Here is a 26,285-nt window from a genome sequence, read left to right as displayed (position 1 = left end):
TGGCTGCGCCCTGAAACGTCAGGCCTGCGGGAAGCGCTGTTGCAACTGCTGCCAGCCCGGCGGATTGGCGGCCCCGAGGCTGGCCACCACGCAGGCGGCGACTCGGTTGGCCAGATCGACCGCCTGCGGCAGCGGCCAGCCGGCGGACAGGCCCGCCAGCAAACCGGCGCAGTGGGCATCGCCCGCGCCGATGGTGTCGACCACGTCTACCGGATAGGCGGGAACGTGCAGCGGCGGCGTGCGGCCGTCGCAGATCCACGCGCCATCGCGATCCAGGCGGCAGATCAGCGTCAGGTTACGGGCGGCGGCATAGCGCTGCGCGGCCTCCACGGCGTCGCCGACACCACACAGCGCAGCCACTTCGTCGCGGTTGAGCGTCAATAGGGTGTGGCTGTCGCTGAGCATGGCGAAGAAATCTTCGCTGAGCTGAGCGATGCGCGGGCCGGGATCGATCAGGCGCGGTTGGTCGAACGGCATGCGCGTCAGCCACTCGCGCAGCGCTTCGCCGCTTTCGCCCGCCAGCTCGTAGCCGCTGGCGTAGATCAGGGTGTGCTCCGTCAGCGGCAGCGTCGCCAGCTGCGCTTTATTCCATTGGCTTTCGCAGCCGGAAACCGTGATGAAGGTGCGTTCGCCGTTCGGCTCCACCAGCGCCAGGCACCAGCCGTTGTCCATTTGGCCGTGGCGCAACAGCACCTCCAGCCCCAGCTCGCCCATGGCGGCTTCAACTGCTGTGCCCCATTCGCCGTTGCCAACCGGCATGCCGTTAATCACCGGCGTTTCCAGGCGCACCAGCGCGCGCGCCACGTTGAACGCGCAGCCGCCGATTTGCCGCGCCTGCGGCTGGGCTTCGATATCTTCGCCGCTGGTCGGCAGGCGCGGCAGCGTCATCACCAGATCGCCGACCGCGCCCCCAATCACCAGGACAGGTGTTACAGCTTCCCACTCACTCATTGATGTTCTCTGCGTTGGGTCAGGTACAGACCGTAAGCGATCAGACTCACCGCGAACGACACAAACAGCCCCAGGCTGGAATCGGCGAACAAGCCTTTGGCCAGCGGGCCGTCGATAAAACCGGTTTTGGTGACCAGCAGGCCGCACAGGGCGCCGAGGAACCAGCAGAACAGCGGGGCCTTGCGCACGCCACGATTCTGGCCATGCAGGCCATATAAAGCGTTGCCATCATACCCGTGGCGGCGGCGCAGGCACAGGTAATCGAGCAGGAAAATCGCCTCCCAAGCCGCCAGGAATACGCCGCAGAACACCAGGAAGGAGATGAACGGTCCCATGAAATCGCCGGAGATGAACAGCACGTACAGGGCGATGCCCAGCACCACGACTGCGTCGATCGACACCGCCAGCCACTGTTTGACCTGCACGCCGATGGTCAGCAGGTTAAGGCTGGCGGAATACAGGCTGAGCACTGCGATGGTAACGATGCCGGCGGTGGCGGCCAGCAGATAAGGGATGGCCATCCAGGCGGGCAGCACCGAGCCTATCAGCGCGATGGGGTTGGCGGCGCTGGCCAGATCGGGCAATTGTACGGAAAGCAGAATACCGGCCAGCATCAGCAGCATTAGCGGCAAACAGGCGCCACCCATCACCGCGGCGAAAATGCTTTTGCTCGACGAGCTCGGGCTTTGGTAGCGACTGTAATCGGCGCCGGCGATTGCCCAACTGATGCCGGTGCCGGCGGCGATCACCGATACCGCAGGCAGGAAGCCGGTCAGCCAGCTGCCGGAAGGCAGCGCCAGCACCTGGCTCCACTCGGTGTTGAACAGGATATAGAGCACCACGATCAGCGTCATGGTGCCGAAGATGCGGCTGAACCAGCTTTGCATCCAGACTACCGTGCTTTGCCCCAGCAGACTGACAATGATGGTCAGCCCGCCGAACAGCAGCAGGCTGAGTGCGGTCAACAGGTGGCTGGCTCCCAGCCCGAAGGCCTCGAACAGCGCCGCCAGCGTCAGGGTGCCGGTGATCACGTTGACCGCTTCCCAGCCCATCAGGTTGATCCAACTGAAAAGGGTGGGCGCCACGTTGCCCTTCAGGCCGAAAATCACCCGCGAGAGCGTCAGCGTAGAGGTGCGCCCGCGCTTGCCGGCGAAGCTGGTGAGGCCGACCAGCACGAAGCTGGCAACGCCGACCAGCGCGGCGAGTACCGATTGCAGGAATGACAAGCCGAAGCCGACGATGATGGCGCCGTATACCACGCCGAGGATGCCGATATTGGCCGCCGACCAGATCCAAAACAGCTCGATGGGCTTACCGGTTTGCTCCGCGTCCGGCACCCGGTCGATCCCGGTGCTTTCTACCTTCCATGCTTCATTGCGATTGATATCGGTCATAGCAAATGATCCCTGTTACGCAGCGCCGCGAGGGTCGCCGCAGTTGACTAAAAATCGGTTCCTGTGGCGCGGTTGACGCCGGCTATCCTGTTGCCGTGGAAGACGTCGATACCGCACCCTGTGTGGCAGCTGCCGCCGCCAGGTCTAGCAAAGCGAGGGCGGTATCCGCCTTATCGGGTGAGGCACGTCGGCCGCACGGCGCCAATGAGTGTAGTCAAAGAGTGGGTCTGCAGCGGAGTTTGGCGGAGCGGGAGCGTTTTTATTTGCCGGCATCGATCCGTTTCGCTCACCGTAAGGGGAGCCTGAGATGAGGTTATGGGCAGTGAGCAAGCTATCCATTAGCTCCGTTGCTTATTATAGGTCGTTTGTGCTGACAGTATATGCCCGCTGCCGGCCGTCAAGGGTATCCTTTAGGGTTGGCAGCGGGTTTTTTATTGTTTTTAACGTGGGTCCCTGGTGTTGGTGCTATTGATGTATCAACATCAATAAGCACAGATTACGCGCGATCTAGATCCAATGAAAGTCCATTAGGAAAAAATTGTGATGCCGCGCTGAAAACATTAGCAATATTTTAGTTATGGTGAAGGACTTATCGCTGGACCGGCGATAGTATAAAAACGAAATCCAGAGAAATGGCATCGGTAAGAGGGCGGGTGAATGGCGGAGTTTATGGCCTGGCTGCGTGAGCATCTGGCACAGGGGCCGGTGGCGCCCCGCTATATTCAGCTGGCGACGGCGATAGAAAACGCGATCAGGCAGCAGGTGCTGGTGGCGGAGGCATTTTTGCCGCCGGAACGGCAAATGGCGGAGGGGTTGGCGCTGTCGCGCGTCACCGTCAGCAAGGCGATGAAGCTGCTGGAGGAGAAGGGGCTGATTTCGCGGCAGCAGGGCGTTGGCACCCGCGTAGCGATGCGCATCGGCTATTCCCTCGATAAGGACAGCGGTTTCACCGCTCAGGCGCTGCGCCACGGCAGCAACGTCAGCAACCGATGGCTGTTGCGCACCCGGGTCGGCGCGCCAGCCAGGGCCGCAGCGGCGCTGGGGCTGGCGGAAGGGGATGAGGTGGTCAAACTGCGACGTTTACGCTTGCTGAACGGCAGCCCGGTCTCGCTGGAAACCACCTATATTCCGCCGCGCTTCCTGCCCGAACCGGCACATCTGGAGCATTCGCTGTATGCGTTATGACAATCGCGCGGCATCGTGCCTGAAGATAAACACTTTCTGCTGAAGGCGGTATCCTGTAGCGACGAGGTCGCCGAGTTGCTCAACGTGCCGTGCGGCGCACCGTTGTTGCACATCACCCAGACCAGCCGCAACGCTCAGGGCGAGGCGCTGGAGTTCAGTGATATTTTGTGCCGCAGCGACGTGTATGAATTCGAAGTGAACGGTTAGCGAAATAACCATGCTCTTTTTGTTTGTAGTGCGTATAATCGCCGCCCGGCGATTAATTAACCTGTAAAAAGAGCAGCAGAATGAGCACCACCAGCCTGATCCAACCCGATCGTGAACTGTTTTCCTATAAGCCCTATTGGGCGGAATGTTATGGTACCGCGCCGTTTTTACCGATGTCGCGCGCCGAGATGGATCAACTGGGCTGGGACAGCTGCGACGTGATCATCATCAGCGGCGACGCCTACGTCGATCACCCGAGCTTCGGCATGGCGATCATCGGTCGCATGCTGGAAGCGCAGGGCTTCCGCGTCGGTATCATCGCGCAGCCGGACTGGAGCAACAAAGAAGATTTCATGCGGCTGGGGAAACCGAACCTGTTCTTCGGCATCACCGCCGGCAACATGGACTCGATGATCAACCGCTACACCGCCGATCGCAAACTGCGCCACGACGACGCTTACACCGCCGGCAACGTCGGCGGCAAGCGCCCGGATCGCGCCACGCTGGTGTACAGCCAGCGCTGTAAAGAAGCCTACAAAGACGTGCCGATCGTGCTGGGCGGCATCGAAGCCAGCCTGCGCCGCATCGCCCACTACGATTACTGGTCGGATACCGTGCGCCGCTCGGTGCTGGTGGATTCCAAAGCCGACATGCTGATCTACGGCAACGGCGAACGCCCGCTGGTGGAAGTGGCGCATCGCCTGGCCGCCGGCGAGAAGATCGGTGACATCCACGATATTCGCAATACTGCGGTGATGCGCAAAGAAGCGCTGCCGGGCTGGAGCGGCGTGGACTCCACCCGCCTCGACAAACCGGGCCGCATCGAACCTATCCCGAACCCGTACGGCGACGATCTGCCGTGCGCCGACGGCGCCAAGCCGAAAGAGCCGGAAGCCAAGCCTGTCACCGTGCGCGCCGCCAAGCCGAAGCCGTGGGAGAAGACCTACGTACTGCTGCCGTCCTTCGAGAAAGTGAAGGGCGACAAGGTGCTGTATGCGCACACCTCGCGCATTCTGCACCATGAAACCAACCCGGGCTGTGCCCGCGCGCTGATGCAGAAACACGGCGATCGCTACGTGTGGATCAACCCGCCGGCGATCCCGCTGACCACGCCGGAGATGGACAGCGTCTTCGCGCTGCCTTATCAGCGCGTGCCGCATCCGTCCTACGGTCAGGATCGCATTCCGGCCTATGACATGATCCGTTTCTCGGTGAACATCATGCGCGGTTGCTACGGCGGCTGCTCATTCTGTTCGATCACCGAACACGAAGGGCGCATCATCCAGAGCCGTTCGGAAGATTCGATCGTTCGCGAAATCGAAGAGATCCGCGACAAGGTGCCGGGCTTTACCGGCGTGATCTCCGATCTGGGCGGCCCGACCGCCAACATGTACATGCTGCGCTGCACCAACCCGCGCGCCGAGCAGACTTGCCGCCGGGCCTCGTGCGTGTATCCGGAGATCTGCACCTACATGGACACCAACCACGAGCCGACTATCAAACTGTATCGCCGTGCGCGTTCGCTGGAGGGCATCAAGAAGATCCTGATCGCTTCCGGGGTTCGTTACGATCTGGCGGTGGAAGATCCGCGTTATATCAAGGAGCTGGCGACCCACCACGTCGGCGGCTACCTGAAGATCGCGCCGGAGCACACCGAAGAAGGCCCGCTGTCGAAAATGATGAAACCGGGCATGGGCAGCTACGATCGCTTCAAGCAGCTGTTTGATCACTATTCGAAGCAGGCGGGCAAGGAGCAGTACCTGATCCCGTACTTTATCTCGTCGCACCCGGGCACCCGTGATGAAGACATGGTGAACCTGGCGCTGTGGCTGAAGAAGAACCGTTTCCGCCTCGATCAGGTGCAGAACTTCTATCCTTCACCGATGGCCAACTCCACCACCATGTACTACAGCGGTAAAAATCCGCTGAGCAAGGTGGGATACAAGAGCGAAGACGTGGTGGTGCCGCGCGGCGATCGCCAGCGCCGCCTGCATAAGGCGCTGCTGCGTTACCACGATCCGGCCAACTGGGCGCTGATCCGCACCGCGCTGGAAGAGATGGGGCTGAAGCACCTGATCGGCAGCCGCCGCGAGTGTCTGGTGCCGGCGCCGAGTATCGACGAGCAGCGCGAAGCGAAACGGCTGCAGCGCCATACCCGACCGGCGCTGACCAAACATACCGATATCCATCGGCAGCGCACGCCGTCCAACCGGCCGCCGCGCAAACCGATTCGCAAGGCCAAGCCGTAACGGCCACGCCGCCTGCGCAAACAAAAAGGAGAACCCCCGGGTTCTCCTTTTCACTTTTGGGCATCAAAGCTGTTCGTAGGCGGCTTCCACTTTCATCAAATGGCGCGGCGCCTGCGGAGCGGGATGGTATTTGCGCACGTGCCAGTTAAAGGCTTCCGGCGACAGGTTGTTGATCATCGCGATGGCCTGCTGGCGGTTGCTGGAGAAGGTGCGCAGCAGCGCGCCGGTGCCGTTGACGTAGGCGATGATGGTGGCATAGCGCAGCGTAACAGGGTTCGCGATCCCTTTAAGCTGCTGTTTTTGCAAGACGGCCAGGTAGGCGGCACCGAGATCGATATTGGTGTCGGGATCCCGCAGGTCGTCATTGTCCGGGCAACCGCGTTTGCCCTTGTAGCGGTAGGCATCGCAGCCGGCGGTATCGGCTTTCAGCTGCATCAGGCCGATAGCGTTGGACTTGCTCACCGCCGCGGGGTTGAAGCCGGACTCTACCTGGATCATGGCTGTGATCAGCTTGGCGTCCACGCCGTATTCGCTGGCGGCGTCTTTAATGGCGCTATCGAAAGCGTGGCGATCGTAGCTGACGCGCTGTTTCTTGCCGGCGCAACCCGCCAGCACCAGCATGACGCAAAGCATGCCCAGCCGTAACCCGTGTGAGAAAGAGAATGTCATGGTGCTCCGTGCTTGTCTGTTTTTTAACGGCGTTAACCGGCGGGCGAGGCCTCCGGCGTCGTCATCATAACGTCAGGCGGCGCAAGGGAGCAACGTGCAGGAAGGAAAAGCCCCCTCCGGCGGGAGAGGGCTTGGGGAGGGATTACAGGGTATCCGGATCCGGCCCGAGGCGGTTGCCGACGTCCAGCTTGGCGATCTCGCCCAGTTCATCCTTATCGAGTTTGAAATCAAACACCTCGAAGTTTTCGCGGATGCGCGACGGCGTGACCGATTTCGGGATCACGATAAGGCCGCTGTCCAGATGCCAGCGCACCACGATCTGCGCCGGGGTTTTCTCGTATTTCTCGGCCAGCGCCTTGATCAGCGGCTGGTCGAATACCCCTTCACCGCCCTGCGCCAGCGGGCTCCAGGATTCGGTGGCGATATGGTGCGTGGCGTTCCAGGCGCGCAGCTGGCGCTGTTGCAGCAGCGGGTGCAGCTCGATTTGGTTGACGACCGGTGCCACGTTGGTTTCATCCAGCAGGCGTTGCAGGTGCGGCGTATGGAAGTTGCATACGCCGATGCTCTTGGCCAGGCCTTGCTCGCGCAGTTTGATCAGCTCGCGCCAGGCAGAGACGTATTGATCCTGCTGCGGGCGCGGCCAGTGGATCAGATACAAATCCACAGAGTCCAGTTTGAGCTTCTCCAGGCTGGTTTCCAGCGCCGCCAGCGGATCGCCCTGATCGTCGTTCCACAGCTTGGTGGTGATGAACAGCTCGCTGCGCGGCAGCGAGCTGGACTGCAGCGCGGCGCCGACGCCTTCTTCGTTCTTGTAGATCGCGGCGGTGTCGATGGAGCGGTAACCGATCTCCAGCGCTTTGTTCACCGCGCGGGTGGTCTCTTCAATACTCGCCTGCCAAACGCCGAGACCCAACTGCGGCATCAGATTACCATCGTGGAGTTTGATGATGGGTTGTTGCGTTGTCATGCGCATCTCCTCGTGTACGGATTGCGGCGCCTGTGGCACCGAAACGGCTATAGATAAATTCTAGTTGGCAAAATGGGCGGTTGCCGGGTTTGCCTGCCTAATTTCAGCGGTGGCGGGAGGGCGATTTTCTCCCTGCTCTCCCTGCGAATGAGCGGTAAGACGGGGGGGCGAAACGATCGGCGGCGCGCGCAGGCGCCCGACTGCACCCGGTGATCGGCCGGGCGCAGGATGCGGCGAAAAATGGCTGGCGGAGACTAAAGCCTAGCAAAAAATCGCCGTTTTGCGCTTAACGCGCGGCTTCGTAAATGCGGCGGCTGACGTCCAGGGTGATGTCCCGATGCTCGCCCAGGGCGGTCATGCCGTGCTGATGCAGTTTATCGAGCAGCGCCGGAATGCTGCTGCCGTCGAGCTGATAATCCGCCATGCGGGTCGGTACGCCCATCTGTTCGAAGAAGGCGCGCGTAGCGGCGATCGCGCCGTCGATGCGGCTGTCTTCGCTGCCTTCGCGCAGGCCCCAGACGCGGTCAGCGTACTGCAGCAGTTTTTCGCGCTTCTGCGCTTTCTTCTCGTGCAGCAGCGCCGGTAGCACGATGGCCAGCGTTTGCGCGTGGTCGAGACCGTGCATGGCGGTCAGCTCGTGGCCCAGCATGTGGGTTGCCCAGTCCTGCGGCACCCCGGCGCCGATCAGGCCGTTCAACGCCATGGTGGCGCTCCACATTACGTTAGCGCGCACCGCATAGTTCTCCGGCTCGGCCAGCGCGCGCGGGCCGTCTTCCAGCAGGGTCAGCAGCAGGCCTTCGGCGAAGCGATCCTGCACCTTGGCGTCGACCGGGTAGGTCAGATACTGCTCCAGGGTGTGCACGAAGGCGTCGACCACGCCGTTGGCTACCTGGCGCGGCGGCAGCGAGTAGGTCACCACCGGATCCAGCACGGCGAAGCGCGGCTGCACCCGCGGCGAGAAGAAGTGCTGCTTGTCGCCGCTGCTTTTACGGGTGATCACCGCGCCGCTGTTGGATTCGGAACCGGTGGCCGGCAGCGTCAGCACGCAGCCCATCGGTATTGCGTCGGCGATATGGCTGCCGACGGTCTGCAGGATATGCCAGGCGTCGCCGTCGGCGGTATAGCGGGCGGCGGCGGCGATGAACTTGGTGCCGTCAACCACCGAACCGCCGCCGACCGCCAGCAGGAAATCGATGTTTTCCGCCTTCACCTCCTCGACCGCTTTCATCAGCGTTTCGTAGGTCGGGTTCGGCTCGATGCCGGAGAACTCCCGCACGTCGCGGCCGGCCAGCGCGCTGTACACCTGATCCAGCACGCCGTTTTTCTTCACGCTGCCGCCACCGTAGGTGATCAGGATGCGTGCGTCCGCCGGGATCTGGCCGGCCACGTCGGCAATTTGGTCCTTGCCGAACAGGATTTTGGTTGGGGTATGCAGAATGAAGTTTTGCATGGATGATTTCTCTCTTTCTGTCAGGCGGGCGCCAACGCGGCGCAAAGCTTTCTGGCCCGTATTGTCAGGAACCTGGCGGCAACGCACAATGCACATTCCTGTCGGCTTCTTGCCTATTCCTACAAGTGGCTGTAGAAATAGCGAGTTTTAAATTATTATTTATGCCGAATCGTTCTGACTGTAAGAGGGTGTTTCCGTGATTGAAATCGATGCGCAGCGCAGCCGCATGGCGCGCCAGGCGATGGCTATCGCCACCGGCAACGGTTACACGCCGTCACCGGTGCCGCGGGTGAAGATCCTGTATGTCGATCGCCACAGCCCGCGCCAGCCGGTGATGTACGAACCGGGGATCGTGATCGTCTTTCAGGGGCACAAGGTGGGCTACTGCGGCCACAAGATGTTCCAGTACGATCCGCGTAACTATCTGCTGATGACGGTGCCGCTGCCGTTCGAGTGCGAAACCTTTGCCAGCCCGGAACTGCCGCTGGTTGGGTTGGCGGTCAATATCGATACCCAGATGCTGCAGGACTTGCTGATCGACATCGGCGACGACGACTACCTGATGCAGCCGCGGGCGGAGAGTAACGGGGTAAATCTGGCTGAGCTGACGGAAGAGCTGCTGTGCGCCACCGAACGCTTGCTGGACGTGATGGCCAAGCCGCTCGATGCCCGGGTGCTGGGGCCGCAGATCGTGCGCGAGATGCTCTACTACGTGCTGCGCGGCACCTGCGGCGCGTCGCTGCAGGAGCTGGTCAACCGCCATACCCACTTCAGCCAGATCGCCAAGGCGCTGCGGCGCATCGAAAATCAATATGCCGACAACCTCAACGTCGAACAGTTGGCCAGCGAGGTCAACATGAGCGTCTCGGCGTTCCACCACAACTTCAAGGCGGTGACCAACACCTCGCCGCTGCAATACGTGAAGTCGTACCGGCTGCACAAGGCGCGTCTGTTGATGGTGCATGACGGCCTGAAGGCCAGCACGGCGGCGATCCGCGTCGGCTACGAGAGCGCGTCGCAGTTCAGCCGTGAATTCAAGCGCCTGTTCGGCATGACGCCGAGCGATGAAATCGCCCGGCTGCGCGACGCCAACCCTCCATTATTGGAGGGCTAAGCCACGTTTACGGGGTCAGGACGATCTTGCCGAACGGCCCGCGATCGAGGTGATCCAACGCCTGCGGCAGCTGATCGAAACGGTACACCTGGTCGATCACCGGCTGCAGATTGACGGCGTCCACCGCGCGCACCAGATCTTCCAGCGCGCGGCGATGGCCGACGCCGATGCCCTGGATCTGCGCCGATTTCAGCAGCAGCAGGCCCGCGGGGGCGACAATTTCTGCCCCCGCCAGCACGCCGATCACCGAGATGCGGCCGCCCACCGCCACGGCGCGCACCGAGTTGCCCAGATTCGGGCCGCCCACGGTATCGATCACATGGTCGATGCCGCGATCCTGCGTCAGCGCATACACCGTTTCCACCCAATCGCCGTTCAGCCGGTTGATGCCGTGACTGGCGCCCAGCGCCCGGGCACGCACCAGCTTTTCGTCGCTGCCGGAGGTCACATACACCTCGGCGCCGTGCGCTTTGGCGATCTGCAGCGCGAACAGCGCCACCCCGCCGGTGCCTTGCACCAGCACCGTCTCGCCGGCGTGCAGCTTGCCTTGCTCCACCAGCGCGAACCAGGCGGTCAGCCCGGCGCACGGCAGGGTGCTGGCCTGCACGTCGTCCAGCGACGCCGGCGCCGCCACCAGCCAATCCTCATGCAAAATCACATATTCCGCCAGCACGCCCTGATAGAAGCCGCCGAGGGTGTGGTAAGGCGCATGGCGCGCATTTCCGTACGGTTTTTGCCGGCCGTCGAGCCAGCCGGGGCTGAAGGTAGAGATGACTCTAGCGCCGGGTTGGAAACGGCTGACGCCGGGGCCGACAGCGTCGACCTCGCCGGCCAGGTCCGAGGCGGGGGTGAACGGCTGCGGCAGCGTTAGCCCCATGCCGCTTTCAATCATCAGTTTGTCGCGGTAGTTGAGCGCGACCGCGTTCACTTTCACTCTGATCTCGTGTGGCCCCGGCTGCGGGATGGCGCTGGCGATCAACTTCAGGTGTTCGCGCCCCAGGGCGTCCATCGTCCAGCGTTGCATCGTGTCGGTCATGATGTTCTCCAAAGTCAGCGATTAACGACCGGTCGATAATATCGTTGATGAAGGTTCGCCAGTGGCGATAAGATTTCCGCAGATTGTTTCTTTCAGGGCGACAAATCATGAGCGATCGATTGAGCGGCATTTCGGTATTCGTCACCGCCGTGGAGGCGGGCAGTTTTGCGTTGGCGGCCGGTCGGCTGCACCTGTCGCGTTCGGCGGTGGGGAAAACCATCGCCCGGCTGGAACAGCGGCTGGGCGTGCGGCTGTTTCATCGCACCACCCGCAGCCAGAGCCTGACCGACGACGGCGCGCTGTTTTATGAGCGCTGCCTGCGGGCGCTGGAGGAGATCCGCGGTGCGGAAACGCTGCTGGAGTCGGGCAAGCGGCAGGTCAGCGGCCGGCTGCGGGTATCGATGCCGGTGCTGTTTGGCCGCATGTGCATTGCGCCGCTGTTGACCGAACTGACGCGCGAGCACCCTGGCCTGGAGCTGGAGCTGTCGTTCAGCGATCGGGTGGTGGATCTGATTGAGGACGGCTTCGATATGGCGATCCGCAACGGCACGCTGGCCAACAGCGGCGGGCTGGTGGCGCGCCGTATCGGCGATCACCGCATGACGCTGTGCGCCTCGCCGGCCTATCTGCAGCGGTGCGGCGAGCCGCACAGCATCGAACAGCTGGCGCAGCATGAGGCGGTGACCTATATGCGCGCCGGTGCGCGGCGCAGTTGGTTGGTATTGGATAGTGACGGCAAGCCGCAGGAAGTGATGCCGACTCACCGGCTGCAAATGGACGATCTGCAGGCGATTGCGGATGCGGCCACGGCGGGGTTCGGCATTGCCTGGCTGCCGTGCTGGCTGGTGCGTGAGCAGCTGCTGAGCGGGGCGCTGGTGCGCTTGCTGCGCGACCGGCCGGGCGCCGCCTTTGAAGCGCATGCGGTGTGGCCGCACACGCCTCACCTGCCGCTGAAGGTGCGGCTGGCGGTGGATACGCTGGTGAGCAAGTTGCCCGCCAGCCTGGCGTTGGTCGAGAAGGTGCTGTAGCGCGCCGGGCTCAGGAGGAGGCGCGCTTTTTACGCCAGATCACCAGCATGGCGCCCAGCAGGCCGATGAACAGCAGCAGCAGCGGCAGCAGCATCAGGCCGGTCATCACCTGGCTTTCGTAGCGCTTCACCAGCGGGATTTGGCTGAAAGCGTAGCCGAGGCCCACCAGCGCACAGACCCAGATCGCCGCGCTCAGCCAGTTGAACACCTGGAAGCGCGAGCTGTTGAGCCCGGAAATGCCGGCCATGGTCGGCAGCAGCGTGCGTACGAAGCCGAGGAAACGGCCGATCAGCAGCGCCGTCAGCCCGTGGCGGTTAAACAGGTTGTGCGCGCGCTGGTGGTATTGCGCCGGCAGCTGCAGCAGCCAGCTTTTCACCAGGCCGGTGTGGCCCAGCCAGCGGCCCTGGATATAGCTCAGCCAGCAGCCGAGGCCGGCGGCGGCAGTCAGAATCAGCAGGGTGGGGGCAAAGCCCATCACGCCTTTGGCGATCAGCGCGCCCGACAGCAGCAGCAGGCTGTCGCCGGGAAGGAAGGAGGCGGGCAGCAGTCCGTTTTCCAAAAACAGAGTGGTGAAAAGTACGGCGTAAACCACCCAAATTACGCTCGGATCGGCGAGGGCGATAAAGTCCTGCTGCCAAAGCGCATGAATAATCTCTCGTAATACATCCATTTTATGTCCTGTTGCATGCCGGTTGCGCCCGGGGTCACGTTCTCCAGGATGCGGCGGTTACCGTATCTGACAGTTACCCGGCTAGTGTACCGCTAATAGCTTAAGCCGACATTAAACGAGACGAAGAAAATTAGCGGAATCCGCTTCAGCGCACGCCGTTGAGGCGATCGAAACCGGCCGCCAGATCGGCGATCAGGTCTTCGACGTTCTCCAGGCCGATGTGCACGCGCACCAGCGTGCCGGAAAAATCGACGCCGCCCGCCGGACGGATCGCCTCCAGCTCTTCCGGCTGGTTGGCCAGGATCAACGACTCGAAGCCGCCCCAGGAGTAGGCCATGCTGAAGTGGTTGAAGTTGTCCAGGTAGGCGGCCAGCTGCGCATCATCCAGCCGCTCTTTCAGCACGAAGGAGAACAGCCCGTTGCAGCCGCTGAAGTCGCGGCGATAGAACTCATGGCCCTTGCAGCTGGGCAGGGCCGGGTGATTGACCGTCGCCACCTCCGGCCGTGCCGCCAGCCAGGTGGCGACTTCGATGCTGCTGCGCTCGTGCTGCTTCAGGCGCACGCTCAGGGTGCGCAGGCCGCGGCTCGCCATGTAGGCGGTGTCGGCATCCACCATCTGCCCCATCAGGTAGGAGTACTCGCGCAGCCGATCCCAACAGCGTGCGTTGGCGACGGCGGTGCCGAGCATGTAATCGGAATGGCCGATCAGGTATTTGGTACCGGCCTGGATAGAAATGTCGATGTCGAAATCCAGCGCCTTGAACAGCACGCCCGCCGCCCAGGTGTTGTCGATCATGATCACCACCTCCGGCGCCACGGCGCGAATGGCCTGCACCATCGCCGGAATGTCCTGTACTTCCAGGGTGATGGAGCCGGGCGACTCAAGGAATACCACGCGGGTATTGGGCTGGATCAGCCCGGCGATGTCGGCGCCGATCAGCGGATCGAAATAGGTGGTGCTGACGTTCATGCGGCCGAGGATATGGGTGCAGAAATCCTGGGTCGGTTCGTATGCCGAGCCGGTGACCAGCAGGTGATCGCCGGCGCCGACGAACGACAGGATCGCATTGGCCACCGCCGCTGCGCCGCAGGGGTACAGCACGCAGCCGGCGCCGCCCTCCAGTTCCACCATCGCATCCTGCAGGGCGAAGTGGGTCAGCGTGCCGCGTCGGCCGTAAAACAGCTCGCCGTGGGCGCGTTGCGCGGTGGCGTGTTTTTTGGCGGCGACGGAGTCGAAGACCAGGGAAGAGGCGCGTTGCGTGACGGGATTGACGGAGCCCTGGGTGTAGCGTTTGCTGCGGCCGGCGCCGATCAGCGTGGTTTCGATGTGTTTTGACGTCATGGTACCTGGCTCACCTTTGGTTGCTCTGCACGTGCCCGTTTGCGATAGCCCTTACGTTAGCATGAGTTAATATAGCCATCCAGACGTTTTAACTTCCAGATACAGAAACGGCTATAATTGGCTGCCGGGCGCACATTTATCACCTCATCCTTCTGGCGTGGTGCGAGAGAGAAGCCTATTCATCGGTCGAGATGCCGTTCGGCAGCGTGGCGTTGTTGCGCCGTTGTGGGAGAAAAGTAACGAAATAACCCTATAAAAGGGGCGTTTGGCGGTGAACGGACGCGGATTGGCGTTTTGCGGCGGGGCTGGCTAAAATTTTCTCGTTTATTTGGTAAATAATAATGAGAACTACTATCAATCCCCGGTTGGTTTGATATGATCGCACGCTGAATTATTCCTTAATTTTGATCGGTAATGGGTGGAGGCACAGCGTGAAAACGGCTGGCAAGAATTTAAATCAAGGATCGTTCGGCCAGGGCCGGGCGCAGTGGGGCAAGGCCTTTGGCCGCAGCCTGATGGCTTCTATGGTGCTGGTCGTAGGGCTTGCCGGCAGCGCGCAGGCTGCGCCGGCGGCCAATCCGGCCGTTACCGAAAGCGTTGCGCCGACCACCGCGCCTGCACCGGCCGCCGCTGCGCCGGAGAGCATCACGCCGGTGAACCCGGCGCCCACGATCCAACCCCCGGAAACCCGCGGCATGGACCTGTCCGTTTGGGGCATGTACCAGCACGCCGACGCGGTGGTGAAAGCGGTAATGATCGGCCTGGTGCTGGCCTCGATCGTGACCTGGACCATTCTGTTCTCCAAAGGCAGCGAATTACTGCGCGCCAAGCGCCGTCTGCGCCGCGAACAGCTGGCGCTGGCCGAAGCGCGTTCGCTGGATGAAGCCTCCGAGCTGGCGCAAAACTTCGGCCCGGAAAGCGTCAGCGCGGTGTTGCTGAACGACGCGCAAAATGAGCTGGAGCTGTCCGCAGAGTCCAACGACAACAACGGCATCAAAGAGCGTACTGGTTTCCGCCTTGAGCGCCGCGTGGCGGCCTACAGCCGCAACATGGGCCGCGGCAACGGTTTCCTGGCCACCATCGGCGCCATTTCACCGTTCGTCGGCCTGTTCGGCACCGTCTGGGGCATCATGAACAGCTTCATCGGCATCGCCCATTCGCAGACCACCAACCTGGCGGTGGTGGCACCGGGCATCGCGGAAGCGCTGCTGGCGACCGCGCTGGGCCTGGTCGCGGCGATCCCTGCCGTCGTTATCTACAACATCTTCGCCCGCGTCATCAGCGGCCACCGTGCCCAGGTGGGCGACGTGGCGGCGCAGGTCTTGCTGCTGCAGGGCCGCGATCTGGATCTGGCCGCGACGGCGGAAGCCAAGCGCTCACAGCACGCACATCAACTGCGGGCGGGGTGAGTCATGGCGATGCGCTTAAATGAAGATCTGGACGACAGCGGCGAACTGCATGAAATCAACGTGACGCCGTTTATCGACGTCATGTTGGTGCTGTTGATCATCTTTATGGTGGCCGCACCGTTGGCAACGGTAGATATTCGCGTCGATCTGCCGGCTTCTTCCGCCAAACCGCAGCCGCGGCCGGAAAAACCGGTGTTCCTGTCGGTGAAGGCCGACAAGCAGCTCTACGTCGGCGATCAGCCGGTGAATGCCGAGCAGTTGACTTCGGTGCTGGATCAACGCACCCAGGCGAACAAAGAAACCACCATCTTCTTCCAGGCGGACAAGAGCGTGGACTATGAAACGCTGATGAGCGTGATGGACACCCTGCGTAAAGCCGGCTACCTGAAAGTGGGGCTGGTGGGCATGGAAGGCGCCGCCAAGTAGCGGCAGCAAAACGATAAAGGGCGCTCAGGCGCCCTTTTTTATTGATTCAGCGATATTACTCTCCGGCCAACAATGCCCGGGAACCGGCATGGCGCCAGTGGATGCGGCCCGGCAGATAAAGCGCGTTCTGCTCCAGCGGCCGCTCGTCGATGAGCGCGGTGACCTGGTCGAAGCTATGCTGCGCCAGCGCCCGGCAGTCTTGTGCGACCGTGTCTATTTTCAGCGTCATGCAGTCGAACAGGTAGTGATCGTCGAAGCTGCACAGGTGAATGTCGCTTTCCATCAGCTGATGCTGAGTCAGATAACGCAATACGCCTTCCAACAGGCCGCAGGCGGCGGTAAACAGCGCTTTGGGCGGACGCCCCAGCTGTGCGCACAGCTGAGCGAACATCTCGTAACCTGAGCTGGGATGGTAGTTGCCGTTGATGATCCATTCCGGTTTGCACGATACGCCGGCGCGCTCCAGGCCAAGCTGGAAGCCGGCCAGCCGATCGCGGGTCGGTGAAATGCGCGGCTGCCCGCCGAGAAAATAGATCTCATCCGGATGTTGGCGTGCGACCTTTTCCACCAGCTCGGCGGTCGCGTTAACCGAGTCGGTGATCACCAGCGGCAGTTCTGAACCGGCGATCAGGCGATCCATCTGCACCACCGGCAGCCCGACGTTGATCTTCTGGTATTCTGCATCATTCAACTGGCTGGAGGCGACGATCAAGCCATCCACCTGCCGCTGTACCAGACTGTTCACCGCCATCATCTCCTGCGCCGGGTTTTCATCGGTGCAGGCGATCAACAACTGCAGACCGCCTTCGCGGCACAGCGTTTCCAACTCGCGCGAGATCACCGCAAAGCCGTAGTTGGTCATCTCCGGCACTACCAGCCCCAGCGTGTGGCTGCGGTTTGAGCGCAAAGAGCGGGCGTGGATGCTGGGCTGATAATGGTGTTCGTGTGCCAGCGCCAGAATGCGATCGCGGGTGTCGTCAGACACCCTATATTCCTTGCTGCGGCCGTTCAGCACCAGGCTGGCGGTCGATTTCGACACCCCGGCCAGCGTGGCGATGTCACTGATGGTAATGCGTTTATTTTTTTTCACTGACGCCATCTGAAGTCATCGGAGGATGCGTCATTCTAGCATGCATGGCGTCAGCGGCCAGTATTCCAACGCCAGCGGCGCGCTCCCGTTCAGCCGCAGTTGCGGTTCACCTGCCGGGAAGTAGCGCGCGCTCATCACCGCCTCGCCGTGGTTGATGAAGATCTCCACGCTGGAGCGATCGAACAGCAGCTGCAGATGCGTGACCGGGCCGCGCCAGTAACGATGCTCCGGCCGGCCGTTGGCCAGGGAGGCTCGCGTCAGCTGCAGCCGCTCGCCATCCCAATTCAGCGTCATCGCGTCGCCAAAGGCGGCGCTGAACGCGCCTTGTGGCGTCAGCTGCAGCTCCGCGGCGCCCAGCGCACAGGCGGGGGCATCATCGGCGCGGCCTTGCCAGTCTTCTCGCTCGCCGCGCAGCTGTTGCAACTCGCGCGCCGGGCGCTGGTGGAGGCGGCCATGCCGCAGCGACAGCTCGCGTGGACAGGTCATGGTGTGGATCCAGCCGTAACGGCGCGTCGGATGGGCTTCTTCATCTTGCTCGGGCACGCCCATCCAGGCGAACAGCAGGCGGCGGCCATCTTCCGCCTGCGTCGTCTGGGGCGCGTAGAACTCGAAGCCGGCGTCCAGCTCGTGAAATTCGCCGTGGCTGAAGGCCGCCTGCCGATAATCCAGCTTACCGAGCAGATAGCCGGCCTGATAACGGTTGCGATAGCGTTCCGGCTGCGGCGCCAGCCCCTGCGGGCAGCAGATCAACACGTCGTCGCCGTCCAGCGAGAACAGGTCCGGGCACTCCCACATGTAGCCGAATTCACCCAGGTCGTTCAGGCCGGAGCCGGCGATCTCTCCCAGCGCTTGCCAGTCGCGCAGATCGCTGGAACGCAGCAGCAGCACTTTGCCGCGATCCTGCAAGTCTCGCGCGCCGAGCACCATGTACCAGGCATCCTGATGACGCCACACTTTCGGGTCGCGTACGTGGCCGCTGTAGCCCTCCGGTAGCGGCAGCACCGGCCCGAGCTTGCGGTATTCGCCCCGATCGCTTTCCTGAGCCAGGCATTGATAGGCAGTACGTGAGCCGTCGGCGAATTTCACGTTGCCGGTGTAGATCAGCGTGATTTTGTCTTCCGCCACTACCGCCGAGCCGGAGTAACAGCCGTGGCTGTCGTAACAGGCGCCCGGAGCCAGGGCGAGCGGCTGATGTTCCCAACGCAATAAATCGAGCGACTGCCAGTGTCCCCAGCACTTGTTGCGATGATCGCAGCCCAGCGGATTCCACTGATAGAACAGGTGATAAACGCCGTTGTGCTGGATAAAGCCGTTGGGATCGTTCAGCAGGCCAACGCTGGGCGCCAGATGCCAGGCCGGGCGGTGCGGATCGCGCAGCGCGAATGGCTGGCCATTCATGACCGCCCGCAGTGCCTGTTTGATTAAGCTGAGTTCTTCCATCATTGCGCGTCCGTTTTATATTTCAGCAGCAGGGAGAGCACGAAGGCGGTGCCAAACGCGATCGCCAGGCCGATGATATAGCTGACCAGCGAACTGGCCTGTACGATCGCCATGCCGGGGATCGCCGTCAGCCCGACCGCGTTCATGCCGACATGGTTGGCCACCACCCAGGCGCCGCCGAGCGCGCCGCCCGCCAGCGCCGCCAGGAAAGGCTTCACGAAGCGCAGGTTGATGCCGAACAGCGCCGCCTCGGTGATGCCGAGCATGGCGGAAAAGGCCGAAGGCACCGCGATGGCTTTGATTTTGGCGTCGCGGGTTTTGAAATACACCGCCAGGCAGGCGCCGCCCTGAGCGATGTTGGCCATCGACCAGATCGGCAGCAGGAAGTTGACGCCGATATGGGGGTTGCCGAGCAGCCCGGCCTCTACCGCATGGAAACTGTGGTGGATGCCCGTGATGACGATAGCGGAATAGAGGCCGCCGAACAGCAGCCCGGCGAACCACCCCGCATGGGTAATCAGCGTGCTGAGCACGAAGGAGATGCCGTCGCCCAGCGCCCGGCCGGCGGGGCCGATAAACAGCAGGGCGACAAAGCCTGAGATGACCACCGTCAGGAACGGCGTCAGGATCAGATCAAGCGCGTTGGGGATCACCTTGCGCAGCCGCTTTTCCAGCAGGCTCATGAACCACACCGTCAGCAGCACCGGGAACACGGTGCCCTGATAGCCGATCATGGCGATGTCCAGACCGAAGAAGTTCATGGTGTGGAACCCTCCGGCGACGCCCCAGGCGTTGGTCAGCGCCGGATGCGTCAGAATGCCGCCGAGCGTGGCACCCAGGTAGGGGTTGCCGCCAAATTCGCGTGCGGCGGTGAAGCCGATCAGAATCGGCAGGATAATGAACGCCGCCGAGCTGAACATATCCAGCATGATGAACAACGCGCTGTTGGCATCGGCCCAGCCGTAGGTTTTCACCATGCCGAGCAACCCCATCAACAGACCGGAAGCGACGATCGCCGGGATGATTGGCACGAAGATGTTCGACAGCAGGCGGGCGATGCGCTGCAGCGGGTTGAGCTTTTTCGCCGCGATATCGGCGGCTTCGGCCTTGCTGGATTCGCTGACGCCTGCCGCCTTGATGAATTCCGCATGCACCTTGTTGACCAGCCCGGTGCCGAAGATCACCTGGATCTGGCCGGCATTGCTGAAGCAGCCTTTGACGCCGTCCAGTTTGCCGATGGCCTCTTTATCCACCTTGCTGTCGTCCACCAGTACCAGGCGCAGGCGCGTGGCGCAATGGGCAGCGCTGGCGATATTCTCTTTACCGCCGAGCAATGGCAACAGCGCGTTGGCGGTTGCGTTAATGTCCATGTTGTCCCCTTGCTAAATAACAATGCCGCCGCGCAGTTTGCGGCGTAGCGGCGTGAATCGATGTCAGAAGAAATACTTGAATCTGGCGCGCATGCCGTAACGCTGGTCGTTGTCGCCGTTGGCTATCTTGTTGTCGACGTTGGCTTCCAGCAGCGAGACATAGGCGCCCAAATACAAATTGAAATTCTTCATATTCATAATGTTAGGTATCTGATACGACGCATGAACGGTGTGGATGTCGTAGTTGCCCGGTTCGCTGAGCGGGTTGTGGATATCGGCGGCGATCCCGGCGGTATTAAACTCTTTGATATTGTTATGGGCATAGATATAACCCAGTTCGAAGCGCCGCCACAGCACGTTGACGCCGGCGGTGAAGTCTTGCTCGCCTGACGCATCCAGATAGGCGGTGCTCAGGTTGGCCACCACGCCGTTGTCCGGAGCGGCGGCGCTGTTGTTCCAGCTCATCGTCATGCCGTAGCCGTTGCGCTTGGACTGATCGACGAAGCGGCCCAGGCTGTCCTGATAACCGTAGGCGTTATTTACCACGTTGCTTTCCATCGCCGCCGCGATGCTGAAGGCGTCTTTTTTCCAGGCGATCACCGGGCGCAAATAGGCGACGTTTTTCTTATTGTCCAGGGCGTTGCCGTGGTAGCTGTTGTCCTGGAACAGCGAAGTGCCATCCTCCACCAGCGTGTTCAGCTCGAAATAGACATCACCGGCGTATTTGCTCAACATCAGGTTGCCGCCGCTGCTGCTGCGGCCGCGGCCTTCTTTCATCATGTAGATATAGCCGAAGCCGTCGGCGTACAGATCGTTGGCGGTGTTACCGGAGTATTGAATGAAGGTGTCCTGATTCAGCGGGAACATGTCGTAGGCTTCAAAGCGGCCGATTTTGGTTTGCCAGTTCTTTTCATTGCCGAAGAAGAAGGCGGCGTCATCCAGGTTCATTTTGCCGGTCATGTCCGCCAGCGGTTGCACGCTGAAGCCGGAGAAGTTGCCGTCCGGATTGCGGCGGTAGCCGTCCAGCCCGACCAGAATGCGGCCGTTGATATCCCAACGTTCTTTGCTGCCGGGCTTCCAGTCTTTGTGGTCGCTGCCTTTCAGCGACGTCAACTGGCCGCTGCGGCTGGCGCCGTCCAAATTGAACTCTACGTCGCCGTACAGCTTCAGCTCATTGAATCCACTCAGTTTCAGCGCGCTGGCCGGGGCGATCGGTGTTTCCGACGTGGCGGCATGCTGCGCAATCTGTGCGGTTTGCCGTTCGGTATTGGCGGTGCGTTGTTCCAGTTGTTGCGCCCGGCGTTCCGCCGCCGTAGCGCGGGTTTCGGCCTGTGCGGCGCGCCGTTCCGCCTGCGCCAGGCGTTGTTCCAGCGCGTTGAGGCGCGCCTCGATGCCGCCGCTGCCCGAGGCCGCTGCGCTGGAAGCAGAGAGGAAAAGCCCTGTTGTTATCGCCAAATAGCTGAGTTTTTTTATCATCGTCTATCATCCGGGTAAGGGTTGTTATTATTTTTTGCTAAATTGCTAAACCGGTTTTTCAAGGCGAAAGATAGCGAGTGGGAAGCGAGCTGGCAACTCAGTTAGCTAACCCGATTCAGCTATTGTGATCGAGCGCGCAAATCGTGGGCAAAAGACCACGGCGAGCCTGAGGATCGCCGTGGATGCAGAGGATCAACGCAGGAAAGCCGCCAGCTCGTCGGCGTGGGGCAGGGCGGTCATCGCGCCTTTGGCGGTGGTGGCCATTGCGCCGCAGGCCTGCGCCTGGGCGATAACCGTCGGCCATTGCGCTTCCTGCGGTAATTCGTGAAGGCGCGCCAGCGCCGCTAACAGCCCGGCGACGAAAGCGTCGCCGGCGCCGGTGGTATCGACCGGCACCACAGGCGGCGCGCGGAAATGGCGCAGACGATGCCCATCGTGTATGCAGACGCCGTCGCCGCCCAGCGTCACCAGCAGCAGGCGCAGCGGGTAGGTTTGCATCATCCAGCGAATGGCGTTCTCCAGATCGTCAAGATGGCTGATGAAAGCCAGCTCTTCGCGCGACAGTTTCACCACGTCCGCCAGCCGCAGTGCCTTTTGCAGGCAAGGGCGCAGCGCTTCCGGCTGGCGCCAGACCTCTTCGCGGATGTTGGGATCAAAACTGACCCGGCCACCGGCCGCCCGAATGCGTTCCATCGCCGCAAAGGCCGCGCTGCGGCTGGGCTCCTGCGAAAGCGCGATGGAGCAGAGGTGCAGCCATTCACCCTGTTGGAAAGCCGGCAAATCGTCGGGTTGCAAAAACAGATCGGCGCTGGGCTGCACCATAAACGTGAATGAGCGCTCACCCAGCAGATCGAGATCCACGACCACCGTGGAGGTGTGGTGTTCCGGATCCGGCCGCATATGGCCGATATCCACCCCTTCGTCGCTCAGCACCTGCTGCAAAAAGGCGCCGAAGCTGTCTTGCCCCACCCGCCCGATAAAAGCGCTGTCGCCGCCGAGCCGGGCGATACCCACCGCCACGTTAGCCGGCGCGCCGCCGGGGCATTTGAGATAACCGTTGGCATTTTCCGGCACCAGGTCGATCACGGCGTCGCCCAGCCCCCATACGCGATTCATCATGCTTAATCCCTGTTTTTGTCCTTGTCAGATGGGTAGCTAAAATAGAAGAACCGGTTTAGCAAGGCAATAAAATAATACTCCAAGCTGTTTAGCCAGTGGGGGAAGATCAAAAACAGGATGGGCAAGATGCGGGAAAACCGCCCGCGATTCGGTCGGGCGGTTTGATGAGCGAAGCGCCTGTGGTGGGCGCTGGAGCGTCAGAAGGCGACGGAACCCTGCACGAAGAAGGTGCGCGGTTCGCCGACGTACTTGCCGAAGTTATTGTCGTTGGAGCGGGTGAAGTAGCGCTGATCGAACAGGTTTTTCACCCCGGCACCCAGCGTCAGGTTCGACAGCTGCGGCCCAAAGTTATATTCCCCGCGCATATTCCACACCATGTAACCGGCGATATCGCCGAATTGGCCATCGGCGCTTTCCTGCGTGATGTAGTCCGGCCCGGTGCCCGGCGAATGCTGTTTGGACTGCGCATAGCCGTCCAGATTCCACACCCAGCTGCCGGTGGCATAGCGGGTGCCGACGGTATATACCTGGCGCGAGTAGAACGGCAGGTCTTTGCCGGCGAAGTCGCCTTTGTCGGTGCTGGCCTTGGTGTAGGTATAGCTGGTGTAGACGCTGGCGCCGTCGAGCGCATGATTCAGCTCGCTGAGATCGTAGCTGAACGCCAGCTCGATGCCTTTGTGCTTGGTGGCGCCCATGTTGGTCCAGCCCACGTCGTTGCTGATGTACTGCAACTGGTTGTCGAAATCGATATAGAACAGCGTGGCTTCGGCCTTGACGACGGTGTCGTCGTAGCGGGTACCGAACTCATAGGTGTGTGCTTTTTCCGCCGTCAGCCCCGGCGCCGGCTGGTTGCCGTTGCCGCCTTTGGTCAGCTGGAAATACTGCATGCTGCCGAACGAGGTGTTGGCGTTGGCGAACAGCTTCCAGGCGTCGGACAGGTGGTACATCACGTTCAATGACGGCAGCGGTTCGCTGTAGCTTTTCTCGCGGCTGATGTTGTTGAACGAATCGTCCACGTGGGTGCGGATGCTTTCATAACGCAGGCCCGGCGTGACCGTCCAGTTGCCGACGTTAATGGTGTCGTCGATATAGAACGCGTTGGCCGCGGTGCCGCCGGAGGTATGCTGGTAATAGTCCGGGGTATCCGGCGTGGCGCCGATATTCGCCGGGTTATACCAGGCCGAACGCGAGGCCTTTTCATCCATGGTTTCATTCAGGTAGCGGTAGCCGAGGGTGATCTCGTGCGCCATATCCCAGAAACGGAAGAGCTGCGAATAGCTGGGTTCGATCGCCCAGGTTGAATAGTGGCGCGGGTAGGAGACCATGCGCCGCTGACCGGCGTTTTTGTCGGTGCCTTCCGATTCGATGTTGCTGCCGCGGTAGCTGTCGGTGAAGTAGGTCAACACTTCGAACTGCTTGTCGTCTTGCTGATGTTTGTACTTGAACGACATATCCTTGCGGCGGCCTTCGAACTGGTCCCACGGCCGCGTGGACTGGAACGGGTTCTGCGCGTACTGCGCGGTGCTCAGCCCGCCCGGCATGCCGGCTTTGGCGTCGTAGTAGTGGAAATTGGCCAGCAGCTCGTCGCGATCGGTAAACGCATAACGCGTTTTCAGCATGAAATCGTCGATGTCGGTGTTGTCGTTGTTGTCGCGGTAGCCCTGACCGTGCAGGCCGGAGTAGAGCAGCTCGGCGCCGAAGCCGTTATCGGCGGTGCCGCCCACCGAGGCGCTGGTCAGGGTCTTCAGGCCGCCGTGGCTGGCGCCCTGGGTTTGCACGCCGGCGGTGCCGCCAAACGTTTTGGGAATGTCGCGGGTAACGAAGTTGATCACGCCGCCGACGTTTTGTGGCCCGTAGCGCACTGCGCCGCCGCCGCGCACCACGTCCACCGATTGCAGATTACCGATCGACAGCGGCGCCATCGACAGCTGGGGCTGACCGTAAGGCGCGACCGCCAGCGGGACGCCGTCCATCAGGATGGTGGAGCGCGGAGAAAGTCGCGAGGTCAGGCCGCGCACGCCGACGTTGAGCGAAATGTCGCTGCCGCCGGTGCCGTTGCTGTCGCGCACCTGCACGCCGGGCACGCCGCGCAGGCTGTCGGCGAGGGTTTGGTTGCCCTGTTCATGCATCTGCTGTTGGGTGACGATGGAACGCGCCCCGGGATGGTTGAGCAGCACCGAGCTGGTGTCGGGGTTGTCCAGCCAGTTGCCGACGACGGTCACGGTATCGGTATCGTTTTGAGATGAGTTATCAGTAGCAAGGACGGGAAAAGCGACCGCGACGGAGACCGCCAGCAGGGAAAGCCGAAAAAGAGATGACATAATAATGCCTTAGAAATTTGAAACCCGGATGTGTTTTTTTGAAATGACAATCTTAGTGATAATTATTAGTAAGTAAATAACCTTGTTACGGGATAGTTAAGCGGGTAACTAAAAGAAAGGGGCAGGGAACAAGGCCCGGCTGGCGGGCCCTGTCGGGGATTACTGCGGCGTGAGCCAGAAGACGCCGCTGTAATCCAGTGCGGTGAATTTCTGGTGTACCATTTCAATATCCGCTTGCGGATCAATATCTTTAAACAGCGCCGGGTGCAGGAACTTGGCGAGGGCCTCAACCGCGATAAAGTTGAGCGGCGTGTCGTAAAATTGATGATAAATCGCCATCACGCGTTTTTCTTTCACCGCCGTGAGCACGTTAATACCGGTGCGGTTCAGCAGATGCGCCAGCTTCTTTTGGCTGGTGGCCATGTCGGCGGAGTAGCCCAGCGGCACCGCCAGCGTCCCGCGATGCCCGCGGCTCCAGTCGGCCCCGGTCAGCAGATAAAAATCCGGGTTGCTGCCGATCACCTGTTCAACGTTCACTTCGCCGCCCATGTCTGAAAACAGTTTGCTGCCGATATTGTTGCCGCCGGCGGTCTCGATGAACTGCCCGAAGCTGCCTTTGCCGAAGGTGTTGCAGCATTGTTCGCCTTTAATGCCGGCGCTGCGTTCGATGAACACGCTGGGGCGCTGCGCCGGTTTCAGCGTGGCGATCCGTTGGCGCACCAGGTTGAGGCGTTGCTGATAGAGCTGGATAAAGGCGTCGGCGTTAGGCTGCTCGTCGAACACTTTGCCCAGCAGCTGCATGCTGACGACGGTGTTGGTCAGCGGTTGCTGGCGGAAATCGATGATCAGCACTGGGATGCCGACTTTTTCCAACTGGGTTAACACGCCGCTGTCCTTTAGCTTACTCAGCAGACCGATATCGAAAATGATCAGGTCCGGTTGGCGTACCACCGCGCTTTCCACGCTGAAATCGCTGGTGTAAGGATTGTCGAAGGTGGGGATTTGCATCACCTGCGGGAATTTTTTCGCGTAGGCCTCCACCAGATCCGGCGCTTTGACCTTCAGCGAGTTGTCCCAGGCGATGATGTTTTTCAGCGGCTCCTGCGGATGCAGAATATTCAGCGCGAGCAGCGCGCGAGCATCCGCCAGGATCACTCGCTTGGCCGGTTGCGGCAGCGTGACCTGGCGGCCGGCGACATCGGTGACGACGATCGGTGCGGCCTGGGCGGCGCCGGCCAACAGCAAAACACAGGTGGCCAGCCAGCGGCCGGCTTTGGCGATAAGAACAGCGGACATGGAGATCCTTGAAAAGTCGACTCGGGACAAGGGCGTAATGATAAGCGATATCCTTCCGCTTTTTGAACCTCTTTGC

At 61.5% G+C, this 26,285-nt stretch carries 20 protein-coding genes and 1 pseudogene; 6 read left to right on the top strand and 15 right to left on the bottom strand.

All coding sequences use genetic code 11. From position 1 onward, the window contains the following. Positions 1 to 18: 18 nt before the first annotated feature. Both M6G53_RS16720 and M6G53_RS16715 read right to left on the bottom strand, forming a co-directional pair. The gene (locus M6G53_RS16720; RefSeq protein WP_253333091.1) at positions 19 to 951 is read right to left on the bottom strand and encodes a PfkB family carbohydrate kinase; all 933 of its coding nucleotides are present in this window, start codon (positions 949 to 951) and stop codon (positions 19 to 21) included. Beyond that, complete coding sequence (locus tag M6G53_RS16715) at positions 948 to 2,345, bottom strand: purine-cytosine permease family protein (RefSeq protein ID WP_253333089.1); 1,398 nt, start codon at positions 2,343 to 2,345, stop codon at positions 948 to 950. The genes M6G53_RS16720 and M6G53_RS16715 overlap by 4 nt, the downstream gene beginning before the upstream one ends. Positions 2,346 to 3,002: 657 nt before the next feature. On the opposite strand from M6G53_RS16715, the pseudogene M6G53_RS16710 reads away from it, so the two are divergent. Then, a pseudogene (locus tag M6G53_RS16710) lies at positions 3,003 to 3,737 on the top strand (GntR family transcriptional regulator). 80 nt (positions 3,738 to 3,817) lie between these two features. Next, positions 3,818 to 5,986: a YgiQ family radical SAM protein gene (locus M6G53_RS16705; protein WP_253333087.1), complete on the top strand. Its 2,169-nt coding sequence runs from the start codon at positions 3,818 to 3,820 to the stop codon at positions 5,984 to 5,986. 63 nt (positions 5,987 to 6,049) lie between these two features. Here the strand turns inward: M6G53_RS16705 and M6G53_RS16700 are convergent, their stop codons facing one another. The 3 genes from M6G53_RS16700 to yqhD form a co-directional block, all read right to left on the bottom strand. Beyond that, on the bottom strand, positions 6,050 to 6,655 hold the full coding sequence (locus tag M6G53_RS16700) for a transglycosylase SLT domain-containing protein (protein ID WP_253333084.1): 606 nt from the start codon (positions 6,653 to 6,655) through the stop codon (positions 6,050 to 6,052). Positions 6,656 to 6,797: 142 nt separating this feature from the next. Continuing rightward, positions 6,798 to 7,622, bottom strand: coding sequence for a 2,5-didehydrogluconate reductase DkgA (gene dkgA, locus M6G53_RS16695; protein WP_253333082.1), 825 nt, complete (start codon positions 7,620 to 7,622; stop codon positions 6,798 to 6,800). Positions 7,623 to 7,908: 286 nt separating this feature from the next. Next, positions 7,909 to 9,072 carry an alcohol dehydrogenase gene (gene yqhD, locus M6G53_RS16690; RefSeq protein WP_253333080.1) on the bottom strand — a complete coding sequence of 388 codons (1,164 nt, stop codon included), beginning with the start codon at positions 9,070 to 9,072 and terminating at the stop codon, positions 7,909 to 7,911. Between the two features lie 226 nt (positions 9,073 to 9,298). Here yqhD and M6G53_RS16685 point away from each other — a divergent pair, with 226 nt between their 5' ends. Next, entirely contained in the window at positions 9,299 to 10,186 is an 888-nt protein-coding gene (locus M6G53_RS16685) for an AraC family transcriptional regulator (protein ID WP_253333152.1), read from the top strand. A 7-nt stretch (positions 10,187 to 10,193) separates the two neighbouring features. Here the strand turns inward: M6G53_RS16685 and M6G53_RS16680 are convergent, their stop codons facing one another. Then, positions 10,194 to 11,222 (bottom strand): zinc-dependent alcohol dehydrogenase family protein, encoded by a 1,029-nt coding sequence (locus M6G53_RS16680; protein ID WP_253333078.1) that lies wholly within the window; start codon positions 11,220 to 11,222, stop codon positions 10,194 to 10,196. A gap of 107 nt (positions 11,223 to 11,329) precedes the next feature. Between M6G53_RS16680 and M6G53_RS16675 the strand changes: the two genes are divergently transcribed. After that, positions 11,330 to 12,250 (top strand): LysR family transcriptional regulator, encoded by a 921-nt coding sequence (locus tag M6G53_RS16675; RefSeq protein WP_253333076.1) that lies wholly within the window; start codon positions 11,330 to 11,332, stop codon positions 12,248 to 12,250. Positions 12,251 to 12,260: 10 nt separating this feature from the next. Here M6G53_RS16675 and M6G53_RS16670 read toward each other — a convergent pair whose 3' ends face one another. Together M6G53_RS16670 and metC are read right to left on the bottom strand one after the other, a co-directional pair. Next, positions 12,261 to 12,920 carry a DedA family protein gene (locus tag M6G53_RS16670; RefSeq protein ID WP_253333074.1) on the bottom strand — a complete coding sequence of 220 codons (660 nt, stop codon included), beginning with the start codon at positions 12,918 to 12,920 and terminating at the stop codon, positions 12,261 to 12,263. A 145-nt stretch (positions 12,921 to 13,065) separates the two neighbouring features. Further along, a complete protein-coding gene (metC, locus tag M6G53_RS16665) occupies positions 13,066 to 14,262 on the bottom strand; it encodes a cystathionine beta-lyase (protein ID WP_253333072.1) in 1,197 nt (398 codons plus the stop codon). A gap of 431 nt (positions 14,263 to 14,693) precedes the next feature. Here metC and exbB point away from each other — a divergent pair, with 431 nt between their 5' ends. Both exbB and exbD read left to right on the top strand, forming a co-directional pair. Continuing rightward, entirely contained in the window at positions 14,694 to 15,671 is a 978-nt protein-coding gene (gene exbB, locus M6G53_RS16660; RefSeq protein WP_074188568.1) for a tol-pal system-associated acyl-CoA thioesterase, read from the top strand. A gap of 3 nt (positions 15,672 to 15,674) precedes the next feature. Continuing rightward, positions 15,675 to 16,097 (top strand): TonB system transport protein ExbD, encoded by a 423-nt coding sequence (gene exbD, locus M6G53_RS16655; RefSeq protein WP_025304282.1) that lies wholly within the window; start codon positions 15,675 to 15,677, stop codon positions 16,095 to 16,097. Positions 16,098 to 16,152: 55 nt separating this feature from the next. Here exbD and M6G53_RS16650 read toward each other — a convergent pair whose 3' ends face one another. The 7 genes from M6G53_RS16650 to M6G53_RS16620 all read right to left on the bottom strand — a co-directional run bounded on the left by M6G53_RS16650 (position 16,153) and on the right by M6G53_RS16620 (position 26,209). Continuing rightward, the gene (locus M6G53_RS16650) at positions 16,153 to 17,196 is read right to left on the bottom strand and encodes a LacI family DNA-binding transcriptional regulator (protein WP_253333069.1); all 1,044 of its coding nucleotides are present in this window, start codon (positions 17,194 to 17,196) and stop codon (positions 16,153 to 16,155) included. Positions 17,197 to 17,217: 21 nt separating this feature from the next. Further along, positions 17,218 to 18,627 (bottom strand): sucrose-6-phosphate hydrolase, encoded by a 1,410-nt coding sequence (locus M6G53_RS16645; RefSeq protein ID WP_253333150.1) that lies wholly within the window; start codon positions 18,625 to 18,627, stop codon positions 17,218 to 17,220. Next, positions 18,627 to 19,997: a sucrose-specific PTS transporter subunit IIBC gene (locus M6G53_RS16640; protein ID WP_253333067.1), complete on the bottom strand. Its 1,371-nt coding sequence runs from the start codon at positions 19,995 to 19,997 to the stop codon at positions 18,627 to 18,629. The genes M6G53_RS16645 and M6G53_RS16640 overlap by 1 nt, the downstream gene beginning before the upstream one ends. A 63-nt stretch (positions 19,998 to 20,060) precedes the next feature. Continuing rightward, positions 20,061 to 21,470: a carbohydrate porin gene (locus M6G53_RS16635; RefSeq protein WP_253333148.1), complete on the bottom strand. Its 1,410-nt coding sequence runs from the start codon at positions 21,468 to 21,470 to the stop codon at positions 20,061 to 20,063. 195 nt (positions 21,471 to 21,665) lie between these two features. Beyond that, a complete protein-coding gene (gene cscK, locus M6G53_RS16630; RefSeq protein ID WP_253333065.1) occupies positions 21,666 to 22,592 on the bottom strand; it encodes a fructokinase in 927 nt (308 codons plus the stop codon). Positions 22,593 to 22,789: 197 nt separating this feature from the next. Continuing rightward, a complete protein-coding gene (locus M6G53_RS16625; RefSeq protein WP_253333063.1) occupies positions 22,790 to 24,913 on the bottom strand; it encodes a TonB-dependent receptor family protein in 2,124 nt (707 codons plus the stop codon). A gap of 159 nt (positions 24,914 to 25,072) precedes the next feature. Beyond that, positions 25,073 to 26,209, bottom strand: a complete 1,137-nt coding sequence (locus M6G53_RS16620) for an ABC transporter substrate-binding protein (protein ID WP_253333060.1) — start codon at positions 26,207 to 26,209, stop codon at positions 25,073 to 25,075. Between the last annotated feature and the right edge of the window lie 76 nt (positions 26,210 to 26,285).

It is taken from the genome of Serratia nevei, from assembly GCF_024160145.1.
Classification (GTDB): Bacteria; Pseudomonadota; Gammaproteobacteria; order Enterobacterales; family Enterobacteriaceae; genus Serratia; species Serratia nevei_A.
Note: the sequence above shows the minus strand (reverse complement) of the source record. Positions and strands in the feature narration are given on the sequence as shown.

What these genes read in the sequence shown, in the direction of transcription:
- M6G53_RS16720 (WP_253333091.1), bottom strand. Translation starts at nt 951, where the DNA reads ATGAGTGAGTGGGAAGCTGTAACACCTGTCCTGGTGATTGGGGGCGCG.
- M6G53_RS16715 (WP_253333089.1), bottom strand. Translation starts at nt 2,345, where the DNA reads ATGACCGATATCAATCGCAATGAAGCATGGAAGGTAGAAAGCACCGGG.
- M6G53_RS16705 (WP_253333087.1), top strand. Translation starts at nt 3,818, where the DNA reads ATGAGCACCACCAGCCTGATCCAACCCGATCGTGAACTGTTTTCCTAT.
- M6G53_RS16700 (WP_253333084.1), bottom strand. Translation starts at nt 6,655, where the DNA reads ATGACATTCTCTTTCTCACACGGGTTACGGCTGGGCATGCTTTGCGTC.
- dkgA (WP_253333082.1), bottom strand. Translation starts at nt 7,622, where the DNA reads ATGACAACGCAACAACCCATCATCAAACTCCACGATGGTAATCTGATG.
- yqhD (WP_253333080.1), bottom strand. Translation starts at nt 9,072, where the DNA reads ATGCAAAACTTCATTCTGCATACCCCAACCAAAATCCTGTTCGGCAAG.
- M6G53_RS16685 (WP_253333152.1), top strand. Translation starts at nt 9,299, where the DNA reads ATGGCGCGCCAGGCGATGGCTATCGCCACCGGCAACGGTTACACGCCG.
- M6G53_RS16680 (WP_253333078.1), bottom strand. Translation starts at nt 11,222, where the DNA reads ATGACCGACACGATGCAACGCTGGACGATGGACGCCCTGGGGCGCGAA.
- M6G53_RS16675 (WP_253333076.1), top strand. Translation starts at nt 11,330, where the DNA reads ATGAGCGATCGATTGAGCGGCATTTCGGTATTCGTCACCGCCGTGGAG.
- M6G53_RS16670 (WP_253333074.1), bottom strand. Translation starts at nt 12,920, where the DNA reads ATGGATGTATTACGAGAGATTATTCATGCGCTTTGGCAGCAGGACTTT.
- metC (WP_253333072.1), bottom strand. Translation starts at nt 14,262, where the DNA reads ATGACGTCAAAACACATCGAAACCACGCTGATCGGCGCCGGCCGCAGC.
- exbD (WP_025304282.1), top strand. Translation starts at nt 15,675, where the DNA reads ATGGCGATGCGCTTAAATGAAGATCTGGACGACAGCGGCGAACTGCAT.
- M6G53_RS16650 (WP_253333069.1), bottom strand. Translation starts at nt 17,196, where the DNA reads ATGGCGTCAGTGAAAAAAAATAAACGCATTACCATCAGTGACATCGCC.
- M6G53_RS16645 (WP_253333150.1), bottom strand. Translation starts at nt 18,627, where the DNA reads ATGGAAGAACTCAGCTTAATCAAACAGGCACTGCGGGCGGTCATGAAT.
- M6G53_RS16640 (WP_253333067.1), bottom strand. Translation starts at nt 19,997, where the DNA reads ATGGACATTAACGCAACCGCCAACGCGCTGTTGCCATTGCTCGGCGGT.
- cscK (WP_253333065.1), bottom strand. Translation starts at nt 22,592, where the DNA reads ATGATGAATCGCGTATGGGGGCTGGGCGACGCCGTGATCGACCTGGTG.
- M6G53_RS16625 (WP_253333063.1), bottom strand. Translation starts at nt 24,913, where the DNA reads ATGTCATCTCTTTTTCGGCTTTCCCTGCTGGCGGTCTCCGTCGCGGTC.
- M6G53_RS16620 (WP_253333060.1), bottom strand. Translation starts at nt 26,209, where the DNA reads ATGTCCGCTGTTCTTATCGCCAAAGCCGGCCGCTGGCTGGCCACCTGT.